This is a genomic window from Streptomyces sp. WM6386 (assembly GCF_000972385.1).
Lineage (GTDB): Bacteria > Actinomycetota > Actinomycetes > Streptomycetales > Streptomycetaceae > Streptomyces.
In genome coordinates, this window is record NZ_JXTE01000115.1 from 1 (window position 1) to 15,062 (window position 15,062).

The window sequence follows — 15,062 nt, forward strand, 5'->3', positions numbered from 1 at the left end:
GCCGCCCACGGCCGGCGGTCTGCCGCCCACGGCCGGCGGTCTGCCGCCCACGGCCGGCGGTCTGCCGCCCACGCGCTCGACCGCCATCGCCCCCGCCCGGCACCCCTCCCGCGCCGCCTCCTCGGGCTCGGCACCCGTGAGGAGAGCGGCGAGGAACGCGCCCGTGAACGCGTCGCCCGCGCCCGTGGTGTCCCTGGGGGTCGCCGGTACGGACGGGACCTGGGCGAGCACCGTGCCCGAGCGGGCCACCAGCGCACCGTCCGCCCCCTGTTTGGCGACCACCAGCGGGACGTGGTGGCTCAGCTTGGCCGCCGCGTCCGCCGGGTCGGGCAGCCCTGTCAGCAGACACGCCTCGTCACGGCTGGGCAGCAGGACGTCGATCCCCTCCGTCAGCGTCAGGAAACGGTCGACACCGAGTTCGACGAGGAATCCTGTCGACGCCGGATCCAGGCTCACCGGCACACCACGCGCGCGTGCGGCGGCCAAGGCCACGTCCACCAACGCGCGGCTCGGCTCCGAGAACAGCAGATAGCCCGACAGATGCAGGCGCGCCACCCCGTCGAGCAGTGCGTCCGACCAGTCGTCCGGATCGAACCGCAGGGCCGCGCCGCTGTCCGTGAGGAACGTCCGCTCGGCCGCGGCGCCCGTGTCGACGAGGCAGATCACCGTCCCGGTCGGCGCCTGCGCATCGACGACGAGACGGGGCCGTACCCCGCAGGCCACCAGCTCCCGCTCGTGCCATGCGGCCGCGTCCGCACCCACCCGCCCGAGCAGCCGCACCTCGACGCCGCCCCGGCGGGCCGCCCAGCAGGCCACGTTGGCCCCCGCCCCGCCCGGCAGCGTCCGGATCGCCGCAGCCGTGTCGGTGCTCGGCGCGAGTGGCCCCCGGTGCCGGGCCACGATGTCGGTGACGACGTCACCGACGACCAACAGCGCACCACCCGGAGCCGGTTCGGCCCCGGAACCGTCCGCCGCGACCGTCACGCCCCGGCCCAGGCCGCCGCGATCCGCCCCGCCAGTCGGACGTTGCCCCGCACCGCCGCCAGATTGGCGCTCAGGGAGGCGCCGTCGGTGTGCCGCACGAGGTAGGAGAGGAGGAACGGCGTGACCCCCTGACCGGTGGCCCCCGCCTCCTCGGCGGCCCGCAACGCGTCCGCGAGCACGCGCGCGTGGAGTTCCGGGTCCAACTGCTCCGCCTCGGGGACCGGGTTGGCGACGATCAGCGCCGACCCGGCTCCGTCCAGGGCGTCCTGAGCCCGCATCACCTCCGCCACCCGCTGCGGGGAGTCCAGCGTCCAGTCCACCGGATGCCCCGAATCGGACAGGTAGAAGCCGGGGAAGCGGTCCGTGCCGTACCCGGCCACGGCCACGCCCAGTGTCTCCAGACGCTGCAAGGTCGCCGGCACGTCGAGGATCGACTTCACGCCCGCGCAGACCACCGTGATCCGCGTGCGCGCCAGCAGCCCCAGGTCCGCCGACTCGTCCTGCGTCACCGTCCACTCCCGGTGCACCCCGCCGAGCCCACCGGTCGCGAACACCCGCACACCCGCCAGCGCCGCCAGCTGTGCCGTCGCCGACACCGTGGTCGCCCCGCTGGCCCCGGCGGCCACCGCGAGCGGCAGGTCACGATGGCCCAGTTTGCGGATCCCGTCCTCGTTGGCGACCCGCTCCAACTGCTGTTTGTCCAGGCCGACATGGGGACGCCCGTCCAGCACCGCGATCGTCGCGGGAACGGCACCCTCCTGCCGTACGACGTCCTCCAACTCCAGCGCCACCTGCAGGTTCCGCGGCCGCGGCAACCCGTGGGCGATGATCGTGGACTCCAGGGCCACCACGGGTCGACGCGCGTCGACCGCCTCGCGCACTTCCTCCGACAACACCAGCACCACGCGCCTGCCTCCTGTCGATGGGTCCTCCCTGATCTCTGGCGGGCAGCACACCCGGCCAAACCCTTGCGGGCTGTGGGGGACGACATCAGCCTGGGGACATGACGGACAACGCCACACGTCTCGACCATGTCGTCCTCTGGGTGCACGACCCGGTGGCGTCGGCCGACTTCTACGAGAAGGCAGTCGGCATGGCACCCCTGAGGATCACCGACTACGCCGCGGGAGCGGTGTCCTTCCCCTCCGTACGACTCAATGACGAGACCATCTTCGACCTGATGCCGCTCACCATGACGGAACGCATGACGATGCTCCCCGGCGCCACCGAGAGCTCGGGACATCCCGTCAACCATGTCTGCCTGGCCCTGCCCGGCGACGACTTCCAGGCACTCCGCGTCCGACTGGAGGAACAGTCGGTACCCGTCTCGGACTTCTCCTACGACTCCTTCGGCGCCCGGGGCATGGCCCGCCGCAGCTTCTACTTCCGCGACCCCGACGGGAACGTCTTCGAGGCCCGCCACTACGAGTAGGGGGCGCGGCGCGGCGAGGGGGCCACACATGCGCGGCCCCCTCCAGAGGTGTCAGACCGGCCGCACGCCGTCCAGCGCCCCATGCGGGTCGAGCACATACTTGCGGCTGGCGCCCTGGTCGAACTCGGCGTAGCCGCGTGGTGCGTCCTCGATGCCGATCACGGTCGCGTTGACCGCCTTGGCGATGTGCACGCGCCCGTGCAGGATCGCCCGCATCAGGTTCCGGTGGTACTGCATCACCGGGCACTGACCGGTGGTGAAGCGGTGACTCTTGGCCCAGCCGAGCCCGAGCCGCACCTTCAGCGTCCCGGACTTCGCGTCCGCGTCGACCCCGCCCGGGTCGTCCGTGACGTAGAGACCGGGAATGCCCAGAGCGCCGCCCGCGCGCGTGATGCCCATCAGCGAGTTGAGGACCGTCGCGGGCGCCTCCGGGGCCTGTGGGCCGTGGGCCCGTGCCTCGAAGCCGACCGCGTCGACCGCGGCGTCCACCTCGGGTTCCCCGAGGATCTGCGCGATCTGCTCGCCCACGCTGCCCCGCGAGACGTCGACGGTCTCGCAGCCGAAGCTCCGCGCCTGGGCGAGCCGCTCGGCGTTGAGGTCGCCGACGATGACGACCGCGGCGCCCAGCAACTGCGCGGACGCGGCCGCCGCCAGGCCCACCGGCCCCGCTCCCGCGACGTACACCGTCGAGCCGACGCCGGCACCCGAGCTCACCACGCCGTGGAAGCCGGTCGGGAAGATGTCCGACAGCATGGTCAGGTCGAGCAGCTTCTCGCGGGCCTGGTCCCGGTCCGGGAACTTCAGCAGGTTGAAGTCCGCGTACGGCACCATGGCGTACTCGGCCTGGCCACCGACCCAGCCGCCCATGTCGACATATCCGTAGGCTGCCCCGGGTCGTGCCGGGTTGACGTTCAGGCAGATGCCGGTCTTGCGTTCCTTGCAGTTGCGGCATCGCCCGCAGGCGATGTTGAACGGCACGGAGACGATGTCGCCGACGTCGAGGGTCTCGACGTCCGGTCCCCGTTCGACGACCTCTCCGGTGATCTCGTGTCCGAGGACCAGCCCCTCGGGCGCGGTCGTCCGCCCGCGCACCATGTGCTGGTCGCTGCCGCAGATGTTGCTGGCGAGCACCTTGAGGATCACGCCGTGCCGGCACTTGCGGCCGACGTTGGCGGCTGCGACCCCCGGCCCGTCCTGGAGCTCGAGCGTCGGGTAGTCGATGGTCCTGACCTCCACCGCGCCCGGCTTGAGATACGCGACTGCCCTGTTTCCGGTTGCGCTCATGCGTGATCGCCGTCCCTTCGGCTCCGAAGTCTTCGGATGCCAGTGGCTGTGCGCATGGCGGAGTCTGCTACCGCCGCAGCCTTCCGGCCAGCCCTCGCGCGGGGGCGGATCCGGCCCGCTCTGCGGCCCTCAGAACAGCGGTTCCGGAAGCACTCCCTCCAGGGCGAGCAGCTTCCGCTTGGTCTCCAGACCGCCCCCGAACCCGCCGATGCCGCCGCCGCTCTCGACGACCCGGTGGCAGGGCACGACCACCGGCAGGGGATTGGCGCCCATCGCCGCCCCCACCGCCTGGGCCGCCCCCGGCTGGCCGACCCGTCCGGCCAGGTCGCCGTATCCCACGACGCTGCCGAACGGCACTCCGGACGCCAGCTCGCGCAGCACCTCACGGTTGAAGCCGGAGATCAGCGACCAGTCCAGCGGTAGCTCGAAGTCCTGCCGCGCGCCCGCGAAGTACGCCTCCACCTGGCGTATCGCCTCGGCCAGCAGCGGGGAGGCGGGTGCTTCCACGGGCTCGGTGCCCAGCCGGGACGCCAGCCGGTCGAGCGCGTGGTCGCGCACCGCCTCGGTGGCGTGGAACACGACGTTGACCAGGCCCTCGCGGGTCGCGGCCAGCAGCAGCGGACCGATGCCGGTGCCCACCACGGCCCACACGACCTGCTGCTCGTACTGCCCATGGCTGTTCATGCGACCCACCGTACGGCCCGCCACTGACAACGCCCGGGGTGCGGCCGGAGTACGGAAGCTCCCCGGGCGGGGCGGCCTCTCAGGGCGCTCCCACCGCGTCCCGCACCACGTCCGGCGTGTTGGTGATGATGCCGTCGACGCCGTACCTCGCGACCCGCCTCGCCGTCGCGGCGTCGTTGACGGTCCAGGCGAAGACCTCCAGCGGCTTGCCGTGCGCCCCCGTGAACGCCTGTACGGCGGAGACGTACCCGGTCGAGATGGTGCTGTGTGACGGGTTGATCTGGTCGGTGAACTGCGCGTAGACGGTCAGGTCCGCCACCTTCGGCGTGCCGAGCAGACCGGTCTTGACGTCGGGCTTCAGCTTGTGGACGGTCCGCACGGTGTCCGCGCTGAAGCTCTGCACGATCAGCTGGGACCGGTGCTGCTGGTCGAGCCAGTTCTCGTTGGCGAGGACCTTGAGGGTCTGCTGCTCGATGCCCGGATAGAGCTCGGGGTTCTTGATCTCCAGCAGCAGTTTCTGGTGGTTGCGGTCGACACGGTGCACGTACTGCTCCAGGGTCGGCACACGCGCGCCCGCGTACGCGGGGCCGAACCAGCTTCCCGCGTCGAGGCGCGCGATCTCGGCCGCCGTGAAGTCCTTCACCTTCCAGGGCGCCCGGTCGGGGAAGACCTCCTCGACGTCGGTGGTGCGCCGCAGGTTGTCGTCGTGCAGGACGACGAGCTCGCCGTCCTGAGTGCGCTGGACGTCGTTCTCGACCCAGCGGATGCCCAGCTCGGCCGCCTTGTCGACGGCGGCCAGGGTGTTCTCGGGGGCATAGGCGGACGCGCCCCGGTGGGCGATGACCGTCGGCGGCTCGCCGACCTCGACGGCGCGGACGTCGGAGGCGGGGAGCAGGAGGGTGGCAGCCCCCAGGAGCGCGGAGGTCGTGGCGGCAACTGCGCGCGCGTGCATGCTGACTCCTTGCGTCGAGCGATCACGGACAGCTCAACTGTGACAGCAGAGGGTCAACAGCAGGGGGGTACAGAATGACCACAGATTGAATGGGGTTGCCCAACTCCGCTCACTGGTGCCGCACAACTGGGGCAAGGGCGTGTTTCTTTGCCGGAAAATCGTTCGACCATTCCGGTGGGAGTCATACTCTCTGCCTCAACCCTGACCGCTCGGGCGGTCCTGGGAGGGGGCGTATTTCAGCACATTCCGGGACGTAAGAGGGCGGGAAGGACAGCCGCGCATGCAAGGCACGGTCGACGGATTCAGCTACGGACTCGTCACACCGCTGGTGGCCTACCTCATGGCTTGCCTGGGAGGTGCCCTCGGCCTGCGCTGCACCACCCGGTCCATGCTGGTCTCGAACTCCTGGAGACCCGGCTGGCTCGCCCTCGGATCCGCGGCCATCGGTTCCGGCATCTGGACCATGCACTTCGTCGCCATGATGGGCTTCACGGTCAAGGGTGCTCCGATCCACTATGACAAGCCGACGACCTTTGCGAGTCTGGGCGTCGCCATCGTCATGGTGGGCATCGGGATCTTCATAGTCGGCTACCGGGGCGCGAGCGGAACGGCCCTGTTCACCGGCGGCACCATCACCGGCCTCGGCGTCGCCTCCATGCACTATCTCGGCATGGCCGGAATGCGGTTCAACGGAAAACTGGAATACAACACGCTCACCGTGGCCGCCTCCGTCGTCATAGCCATGTGCGCCGCCACCGCGGCGCTGTGGGCGGCCGGCCAGGTCAGAGGCTTCCTGTGGAGTGTCGGCGCGAGTCTCGTCATGGGGCTCGCCGTCAGCGGTATGCACTACACCGGCATGGCAGCCCTCAGCGTCCACCTGCACGGCGCCGCCGGCGCCCCCTCCTCGGGCGACTCGCCGGCCGAGCTGCTCGCGCCCATGCTGGTCGGCCCCCTGGCCTTCCTGCTGATCGCCGGCGTCGTCGTGATGTTCGACCCGCTGATGGTCATGGGCAAGCCCGACTGGACCCCCGCCGAGAACAAGCCCGGCATCCCGGCCCACGCCGGCGCCCCGCACACCCCGCGCCGCTCCTCGATCCGCCCCCGCCGAGGCGCCGGCCACCGCAGCTCCCGCACCCCGCAGAACCGGTGATCGGACCGCGTTGTCAGTGGGGGGTCGTACGGTGGACTCCATGCGGCCCGTTTCCCAGATCGAACGCACGGTGGCGCCCTTCGAGGTCGTCAGTCCCTACCAGCCCAGCGGCGACCAGCCGGCGGCCATCGCCGACCTGGCCAAGCGCATCGAGGCCGGTGAGAAGGACGTCGTCCTCCTCGGTGCGACCGGCACCGGCAAGTCCGCCACCACCGCGTGGATGATCGAGAAGCTCCAGCGGCCCACCCTGGTGATGGCCCCGAACAAGACCCTGGCCGCCCAGCTGGCGAACGAGTTCCGGGAGCTGCTGCCGAACAACGCGGTCGAGTACTTCGTCTCGTACTACGACTACTACCAGCCCGAGGCCTACGTCCCGCAGTCGGACACCTACATCGAGAAGGACTCCTCGGTCAACGAGGAGGTCGAGCGCCTGCGCCACTCCGCGACCAACTCGCTGCTCACCCGCCGTGACGTCATCGTGGTCGCCTCGGTCTCCTGCATCTACGGCCTCGGCACCCCGCAGGAGTACGTGGACCGCATGGTCCCCCTCAGGGTCGGCGACGAGATCGACCGCGACCAGCTGCTGCGCCGCTTCGTGGACATCCAGTACACGCGCAACGACCTGGCCTTCAGCCGCGGCACCTTCCGCGTCCGCGGCGACACCATCGAGATCTTCCCGGTCTACGAGGAACTCGCCGTCCGCATCGAGATGTTCGGTGACGAGATCGAGGCCCTGTCCACCCTCCACCCGCTCACCGGCGAGATCATCAGCGACGACCGCCAGCTGTACGTCTTCCCGGCCTCCCACTACGTCGCCGGCCCCGAGCGTCTGGAGCGGGCCGCCAACGACATCGAGAAGGAGCTGGGCGAGCGCCTCACCGAGCTGGAGAAGCAGGGCAAGCTCCTGGAGGCCCAGCGTCTGCGCATGCGAACGACGTACGACCTCGAGATGCTCCGCCAGATCGGCTCCTGCTCGGGCGTCGAGAACTACTCGATGCACTTCGACGGCCGCGAGCCCGGCTCCCCGCCGAACACCCTGCTGGACTACTTCCCGGACGACTTCCTGCTCGTCATCGACGAGTCGCATGTCACGGTCCCGCAGATCGGCGCCATGTACGAGGGCGACGCGTCCCGCAAGCGCACCCTCGTCGACCACGGTTTCCGGCTGCCCTCCGCCCTCGACAACCGCCCCCTGAAGTGGGAGGAGTTCCAGGAGCGGATCGGACAGACCGTCTACCTGTCCGCGACACCGGGCAACTACGAGCTCTCCCGCGGGGACGGCGTCGTCGAGCAGATCATCCGCCCCACGGGCCTCATCGACCCGGAGGTCGTGGTCAAGCCCACCGAGGGCCAGATCGACGACCTGGTGCACGAGATTCGCAAGCGCACCGAGAAGGACGAGCGTGTCCTGGTCACCACGCTCACCAAGAAGATGTCCGAGGACCTCACCGACTACTTCCTGGAGCTCGGCATCCAGGTCCGCTATCTGCACAGCGACGTCGACACCCTGCGCCGCGTCGAACTGCTGCGGGAGCTGCGCTCCGGCGAGTACGACGTCCTGGTCGGCATCAACCTCCTGCGCGAGGGCCTCGACCTGCCCGAGGTGTCCCTGGTGGCCATCCTCGACGCCGACAAGGAGGGCTTCCTGCGCTCCGGCACCTCCCTGATCCAGACCATCGGCCGCGCGGCGCGCAATGTCTCCGGTCAGGTCCACATGTACGCCGACAAGATCACCCCGGCGATGGCGAAGGCCATCGACGAGACCAACCGGCGTCGGGAGAAGCAGGTCGCGTACAACACGGCGCACGGCATCGACCCCCAGCCGCTCCGCAAGAAGATCAACGACATCGTGGCGCAGATCGCCCGCGAGGACATCGACACCGAGCAGTTGCTCGGCTCCGGGTACCGCAAGCAGAAGGACGGCAAGGCCGCCAAGGCCCCCGTGCCCTCTCTCGGCGGCAAGGCGGCCAAGGGCGCCAAGGGCAAGGCCAAGGAGACCGTGCCCACCGACCGGCCCGCTGCCGAGCTCGCGGGGCAGATCGAGGAGATGACCGAGCGCATGCGCGCCGCCGCCGCCGACCTCCAGTTCGAGATCGCGGCCCGGCTGCGTGACGAGGTCTCCGAGATGAAGAAGGAACTGCGTCAGATGAGGGAGGCCGGCCTGGCCTGACGGGCGCCCACCCCCGCTGCGAACGCGCTGTGTTGCAAGACCGACACAAAGTGCGGACCTGGGTAGCGGCACTGTCAGTGCCACTGCGTAGGGTTCTGGTCAACCGCGGAGCCCGCGGTAACAGGGGACAGTTCGAGAGGGGAATCAGCGCGTGACCGTCAACATGACCAAGGGTCAGGCCATCAGTCTGCAGAAGAACGATGGCGGCAGCCTGACTTCGGTGCGCATGGGTCTCGGCTGGCAGGCGGCTCCCCGTCGCGGCCTGTTCGGCTCGCGCACCCGGGAGATCGACCTCGACGCCTCCGCTGTCCTGTTCGCGGACAAGCAGCCGGTCGACGTCGTCTTCTTCCGCCACCTGGTGAGCGACGACGGCTCGGTGCGCCACACCGGCGACAACCTCGTCGGCGGTGTCGGCCAGGGTGGCGACGACGAGGCGATCCTCGTCGACCTGGCGCGCATCCCGGTCCACATCGACCAGATCGTCTTCACCGTGAACTCCTTCACGGGCCAGACCTTCCAGGAGGTGCAGAACGCGTTCTGCCGCCTGGTCGACGAGACCAACGGCCAGGAGCTGGCCCGCTACACGCTCGCGGGCGGTGGCGCCTACACGGCCCAGATCATGGCGAAGGTGCACCGCACGGGCCCCGGCTGGACGATGACGGCCCTGGGTACTCCGGCCAACGGCCGCACCTTCCAGGACCTGATGCCCGCGATCCTGCCGCACCTGTAAGCCGCGCCAGCGGTACCCGACACCGAACAGCGACACAGGGGGACGAAGGCATGACGGCCGAGCTGGTGCGGGGGCAGAACCACCCGCTCTCCCAGGCCCGTCTCGAGATCCGGGTCTCGGCCGGCAAGCCGATCGTGGCCGGAGCCGCGTTGAGCGACGAGCACGGCAAGATCCACGGCGTGGAGTGGGTGGCCCATCCGGGCGCACCCACCCTGCCGGGCCTGGAGGTCTCCCGGCAGGCAGCCGCCGACCACCGTCTCGCGGTGGACCTCGGCGCCATGCCGGAGGCGGTGCACCGGATCAGTGTGCTGCTCGCCCTGCCCACGGGAGTGGCGGGCCCGGTCCGCTTCGGCGGTCTGGCCGCCCCCTTCGTCGCGGTCACCGGCCTGGACGGCAGCGAGGTCGCCAGCTACACCATCACCGGCCTGGAGGCCGAGTCCGCCGTCGTCGCCCTGGAGCTCTACCGCCGTCAGGGCGCCTGGAAGGTGCGCGCCGTCGGCCAGGGGTATGCCGGCGGCCTCGCCGAACTTCTGGCGGACCAGGGCATGCCGGAGGCCCACACGCTCGCCGGCAGCATCAACGAGGCCGTGGCCCAGGGCCTGGCCCGCTCCGTACCGGCCCCGCCGCGCACCGCCGACAGCGACCGCACCCGGCAGACGGCCACACCGGCACTCGGCCCGGACCAGGGCGGTACGGCACCTCAGGGCGCCGAACCACCGCAGCCGCCGACGTCGCCCTACGGCGCCCAGACGTCCGGCCAGCCCACGTCTCCCTACGGCGCACAGGGCGCCCAGCAGGGCTCCACGGGCCCCTCCGCGGCCACCCAGCCGTCCGCGCCCGCCGCGGGAGGCCCGGTCGACTACAGCCACCCGCGCCGGCAGACCACGGCACCGCCGCCGCCCCCGCCGACCGCGCCCCCGGCCCAGCCCGGACAGCCGCAGCAGCCCGTCGCGGGCGACGCGACCGGCTGGTCCATGGACGAGCGGCTCTACAACCAGGTGTGGGGCATGTTCGAGGATCTGGCCCGCTCCATGGCCGCGTACCGCAGTGCCGTCGACTTCGCCGAGTCGCGCATGGAGAAGGAGCTCGACCAGGTCCTTTCCGACCCGCGCAGCCGGATCGGGGGCCAGGGCGACGCCGCGCGCGAGGCGGCCCGCGCCAAGCACGCCCAGCTCGTCGACCAGGCCCAGGCGGCCCTCGACCGGGACCTCTCGCAGCTCGCCGCCGAGGCCGATGTCGTGGAACCCGCACTGCCGCCGGCGTACGCCCGCTGGGACAACCCCGTCTGGCACGGCTACCGGGTGCCGATGGAGATCCCCATGGCCCTGCGCCTGGGCGACCTCCACCTTCCCGAGGCCCCGCAGGTGAGCATCCCGATGCTGGTCAGGCTCCCGCTGGAGCGTGGGCTGTGGGTCGACAGCGGGCGGGCCGGCACGATCGACGGCTCGTACACCGACTCCCACGAAGTGAAGCGTCTGGCCATGGACACCGCGGTGGCGGTCGCGGCCCGGCTGCTCGCCGTCTATCCCGCGCGCGAGTTCACCGTGCACGTCATCGACCCGGCGGGCTCGGGCGGACAGGCGCTGGTGCCGCTGGTGCAGAGCGGCGTGCTCGCGGCCCCGCCCGCCGTCGGCGCGGCGGGTGTGACGGACGTTCTGGCCCGGCTCACCCAGCGGGTCGACCTGGTGCAGATGGCGGTGCGCGGCGGTGCGCCCGACGCGCTCCCGCCCGGCTTCGACACCGCCGAGCAGCTCCTGATCGTCAACGACTTCCCGCACGGCTTCGACGACCGCGCCGTGACCCAGCTGCGGTACCTCGCCGACGAGGGCCCGGCGGTCGGTGTCCACCTGATGATGGTCGCGGACCGCGAGGAGGCCTCCGGGTACGGCCCGTTGCTCGACCCGCTGTGGCGTTCGCTGATGCGACTCACCCCGGTTCCCGACGACCATCTCGCCGACCCGTGGGTGGGGCATGCCTGGACGTACGAGCCCTCGCTCGTGCCGGCGGGCAGCCAGGTGCTCCAGCAGGTGCTCCAGCAGGTGGCGACGGCTCGCACCAAGCACACGTAAAGTCACCTGAGCAGGCACTTTGACCTTCCTTTTGCCAATCGCTTTACCTTTCCTTGGTGATTGGGGTACCGTTTTCCTCACGGAGGGGAGTACTCCCTGTCGATGCGGCGTACCCGTCAATACGGATCGGATCCGATCCCGGGGCGTCGGCCCACCTTGGGTGGAAGAGACCTCCGGCAGCGCGACGACGCTGGTTATTTGCCGTTACGTAATGCCGGAGGCGCAGCAATGGATGTTTCCGTGACCCTGTGGGTCCTGACGATCGTGGGCCTCGCAGCCCTGATCGCGGTCGACTTCTTCATCGGCCGCAAGCCGCACGACGTGTCCATCAAGGAAGCCGGAATCTGGACCGTCGTCTGGATCGCCCTGGCCGGCCTCTTCGGCCTCGGCCTCCTCATCTTCGGCGGTGGCCAGGCCGGCGGAGAGTTCTTCGCGGGCTTCATCACCGAGAAGTCGCTGAGTGTCGACAACCTCTTCGTCTTCGTCCTGATCATGGCGAAGTTCGCGGTCCCGTCGCAGTACCAGCAGCGGGTCCTGCTCGTCGGTGTCCTCATAGCCCTGGTGCTGAGGGCCATCTTCATCGCCGCGGGCGCCGCGATCCTCGCCAGCTTCGCCTGGGTGTTCTACATCTTCGGTGCCTTCCTGATCTGGACCGCCTGGAAGCTCATCCAGGAAGCCCGGGCCGACGAGGACGAAGAGGAGTTCGAGGAGAACAAGCTGCTCAAGGCCGCCGAGCGCCGCTTCGGTGTCGCCGACCGGTACCACGGCACCAAGCTGTGGATCGAGGAGAACGGCAAGCGGGTCATGACCCCGATGCTGGTCGTCATGCTCGCGATCGGCACCACCGATGTGCTCTTCGCCCTGGACTCGATCCCCGCGATCTTCGGCCTGACCCAGGACCCGTACATCGTGTTCACGGCCAACGCGTTCGCCCTGATGGGTCTGCGCCAGCTGTACTTCCTCATCGGCGGTCTGCTGAAGAAGCTGGTCCACCTCAGCTACGGCCTGTCGATCATCCTCGGCTTCATCGGCGTCAAGCTGGTGCTGCACGCGCTCCACGAGTCCGGGGTCCATGTCCCGGAGATCTCCATCCCGGTCTCCCTCGGCGTGATCTGCGCGGTCCTGATCGTCACCACGATCACCAGCCTCCATGCCTCCAAGAAGCAGGCGGCGGCCGAGGCGGCGCAGGCGCAGAGCGATGGCGCTCCGAAGGACAGCATCGACGTCTGACCATGTCGGACGTAGGAACAACCAGCACCGGGAGCGCCGTGCGGCCAATTGCCGCCCACCGCTTCCGGTGCTGCCGTTGTGTGCGGAGCGTCTCCCGCCCGGAGACGCCACGGCCGGGTGGAGGCACCGTGGACGCACCCATGAAGTTCGTGCAGATCATCGACTACGAGACCGACCGCATCGAAGAGATGCAGGCATTGGGCCGGCAGGCGGAGGAACAGTTCGCCGGCCGCACCGACGGCCCCACCCACCGCATGGTGCTGAGGGACCGCAGCAATCCCGACCGCTATCTCGTCGTGATCGAGTTCGACTCCTACGAGGAGGCCATGCGCAACAGCGGCGACCCGGAGACGGGCAAGTTCGCGGAGCAGATGGCCGCGTTGTGCACCAAGGCGCCGACCTTCACGGACTGCGATCTGGTGGACGTCACCGAGCTCAAGTGAGGCCGCGGGGCCCCGTCCCGCCAGGGTGCGGGGCCCCGCCCCCTCTGCCACGATCGCTGCATGATCACTCGGCTCAGGTCGCTCACCACCCAGTGGACGATCCTCGTGCCGGTGCTCGCCGTCGTCCTCCTGGCCCTCACCTGGGGGCGGGATCTGTCGGGCGTGATCGTCGCCCTGGTGACCCTGGTCCTCGCGGGCGCCGTCCTGGCCGCCGTGCACCATGCCGAAGTGGTCGCGCACCGGGTCGGCGAACCCTTCGGCTCCCTCGTTCTCGCCGTCGCCGTCACCATCATCGAAGTCGCCCTCATCGTCACCCTGATGGCCGACGGCGGTGGCAAAAGTTCGACTCTCGCCCGGGACACGGTCTTCGCGGCCGTGATGATCACCTGCAACGGCATCGTCGGCATCTGCCTCCTGGTCGCTTCGCTGCGCCACGGCATCGCCGTCTTCAACCCCGAGGGCACCGGCGCCGCCCTCGCGACCGTCGCCACCCTGGCCACTCTCAGCCTGGTCCTGCCGACGTTCACGACGAGCAAGCCGGGCCCGGAGTTCTCCGGCGTCCAGCTGACCTTCGCCGCGCTCTCCTCGCTGGTCCTGTACGGCCTGTTCGTGGCGACCCAGACCGTGCGGCACCGCGACTACTTCCTCCCGATCACCCGCCAGGGCGTGGTCGTCACCGTCGACGACCACGCCGACGCGCCGTCCTCCCGCGCCGCCCGGATCAGCCTCGGGCTGCTGGGACTGGCCCTGATCGGCGTCGTCGGCCTGGCCAAGGGTGTGTCGCCCACCATCGAGTCCGGGGTGTCCGCCGCCGGACTGCCGCATGCCGTCGTCGGCGTGATCATCGCCCTGCTGGTGCTCCTCCCCGAGACCATCGCCGCACTGCGCTCCGCGCGCCGCGACCGCGTGCAGACCAGCCTCAACCTCGCGCTCGGCTCCGCGATGGCCAGCATCGGCCTCACCATTCCCGCCGTCGCCCTGGCCTCCATCTGGCTCGACGGCCCGCTCGTCCTGGGCCTGGGCGCCACCCACATGGTGCTGCTCGCCCTGACCGTGGTGGTCAGCTCCCTGACGGTGGTGCCGGGCCGGGCCACCCCGCTCCAGGGCGGCGTACACCTGGTGCTGTTCGCGGCCTACCTGGAGCTGGCGATCAATCCATAGACCGACCTGTTGACCGACCCATGGACCGATTCCCTGGATCAGTCCATGGCCGGCTCCGCAGGGACAGCCACCGGCACCGGACGAGTCTCCGGCAGCAGCGCGAAGCACCCCAGGCTCAGCAGCGCGATCCCCGTCAGATAGGCCCCCACGCCCCACGGCACCCGTCCGCCCCGCTCGGCGAGCGCCGTCGCCACGATCGGCGTGAGCGCGCCCCCGAGGACACCACCGAGGTTGTAGCCGACCGCGGCGCCCGTGCAGCGCACCCTCGGCTCGTACAGCTCCGGCAGATACGCGGCGATCACGGCGAACATCGTGATGAACGCGAGCATCGCGCCCAGGAACCCCAGGAACATCAGCAGCGGTTCGCCGGTCGAGAGCAGCGCGACCATCGGGAACATCCATACGGCCGCCGCCGCACACCCCGTCAGACACAGCGGCCGCCGCCCGTAGCGGTCGCCGAGCAACGCCACCACCGGTGTGAGCGATCCCTTCACCACGACCGCGGCCATGATGCAGGCCAGCATGACCGTACGGCCCACGCCCAGCCGCTCCGTCGCATACGCGAGGGACCAGGTCGTGACGGCGTAGAAGATCGCGTACCCGACCGCGAGCGCCCCGGCCGTCAGCAGGACGAGCCGCCAGTGGTCGCGCACGACCTCGACGAACGGCACACGCGCGTGGTCGCCGATCTCCAGGAAGCTGGGACTCTCGGCGAGCGACGACCGCAGCCACAGCCCCGCCACGGCCAGCACCCCCGCCGCCCAGAACGGCAC

At 70.3% G+C, this 15,062-nt stretch carries 14 protein-coding genes; 8 read left to right on the plus strand and 6 right to left on the minus strand.

Annotation, left to right across the window (positions count from 1 at the left end; all coding sequences use genetic code 11):
- On the minus strand, positions 1–996 hold a 996-nt coding region (locus tag TN53_RS38855), incomplete at its 3' end, for a carbohydrate kinase family protein (RefSeq protein WP_420719158.1).
- The gene (locus TN53_RS38860; protein ID WP_046263558.1) at positions 981–1,889 is read right to left on the minus strand and encodes a pseudouridine-5'-phosphate glycosidase; all 909 of its coding nucleotides are present in this window, start codon (positions 1,887–1,889) and stop codon (positions 981–983) included. The genes TN53_RS38860 and TN53_RS38855, both read right to left, overlap by 16 nt.
- A gap of 98 nt (positions 1,890–1,987) precedes the next feature.
- On the opposite strand from TN53_RS38860, the gene TN53_RS38865 reads away from it, so the two are divergent.
- Positions 1,988–2,416, plus strand: coding sequence for a VOC family protein (locus TN53_RS38865; RefSeq protein ID WP_046263559.1), 429 nt, complete (start codon positions 1,988–1,990; stop codon positions 2,414–2,416).
- A 51-nt stretch (positions 2,417–2,467) separates the two neighbouring features.
- On the opposite strand, the gene fdhA is transcribed toward TN53_RS38865, so the two are convergent.
- From fdhA to TN53_RS38880, 3 genes are all read right to left on the minus strand, one after another.
- Complete coding sequence (gene fdhA, locus TN53_RS38870) at positions 2,468–3,700, minus strand: formaldehyde dehydrogenase, glutathione-independent (RefSeq protein ID WP_046263560.1); 1,233 nt, start codon at positions 3,698–3,700, stop codon at positions 2,468–2,470.
- Positions 3,701–3,829: 129 nt separating this feature from the next.
- The gene (locus tag TN53_RS38875; RefSeq protein ID WP_046263561.1) at positions 3,830–4,384 is read right to left on the minus strand and encodes a methylated-DNA--[protein]-cysteine S-methyltransferase; all 555 of its coding nucleotides are present in this window, start codon (positions 4,382–4,384) and stop codon (positions 3,830–3,832) included.
- 79 nt (positions 4,385–4,463) lie between these two features.
- Positions 4,464–5,336, minus strand: coding sequence for a glycerophosphodiester phosphodiesterase (locus TN53_RS38880; protein WP_046263562.1), 873 nt, complete (start codon positions 5,334–5,336; stop codon positions 4,464–4,466).
- 280 nt (positions 5,337–5,616) lie between these two features.
- Between TN53_RS38880 and TN53_RS38885 the strand changes: the two genes are divergently transcribed.
- The 7 genes from TN53_RS38885 to TN53_RS38915 all read left to right on the plus strand — a co-directional run bounded on the left by TN53_RS38885 (position 5,617) and on the right by TN53_RS38915 (position 14,289).
- Entirely contained in the window at positions 5,617–6,486 is an 870-nt protein-coding gene (locus tag TN53_RS38885; RefSeq protein ID WP_046263563.1) for an MHYT domain-containing protein, read from the plus strand.
- A gap of 40 nt (positions 6,487–6,526) precedes the next feature.
- Positions 6,527–8,656, plus strand: coding sequence for an excinuclease ABC subunit UvrB (gene uvrB / locus TN53_RS38890; RefSeq protein ID WP_046263564.1), 2,130 nt, complete (start codon positions 6,527–6,529; stop codon positions 8,654–8,656).
- A 151-nt stretch (positions 8,657–8,807) separates the two neighbouring features.
- Complete coding sequence (locus TN53_RS38895; protein WP_046263565.1) at positions 8,808–9,386, plus strand: TerD family protein; 579 nt, start codon at positions 8,808–8,810, stop codon at positions 9,384–9,386.
- 50 nt (positions 9,387–9,436) lie between these two features.
- Positions 9,437–11,455: a TerD family protein gene (locus TN53_RS38900; RefSeq protein ID WP_046263566.1), complete on the plus strand. Its 2,019-nt coding sequence runs from the start codon at positions 9,437–9,439 to the stop codon at positions 11,453–11,455.
- Between the two features lie 228 nt (positions 11,456–11,683).
- A complete protein-coding gene (locus TN53_RS38905; RefSeq protein WP_046263567.1) occupies positions 11,684–12,685 on the plus strand; it encodes a TerC/Alx family metal homeostasis membrane protein in 1,002 nt (333 codons plus the stop codon).
- Between the two features lie 128 nt (positions 12,686–12,813).
- A complete protein-coding gene (locus TN53_RS38910; RefSeq protein ID WP_324609647.1) occupies positions 12,814–13,128 on the plus strand; it encodes a hypothetical protein in 315 nt (104 codons plus the stop codon).
- 60 nt (positions 13,129–13,188) lie between these two features.
- A complete protein-coding gene (locus TN53_RS38915) occupies positions 13,189–14,289 on the plus strand; it encodes a calcium:proton antiporter (RefSeq protein ID WP_046263569.1) in 1,101 nt (366 codons plus the stop codon).
- 38 nt (positions 14,290–14,327) lie between these two features.
- Here TN53_RS38915 and TN53_RS38920 read toward each other — a convergent pair.
- The coding region (locus TN53_RS38920) for an MFS transporter (protein WP_046263570.1) at positions 14,328–15,062 on the minus strand (735 nt) is incomplete at its 5' end.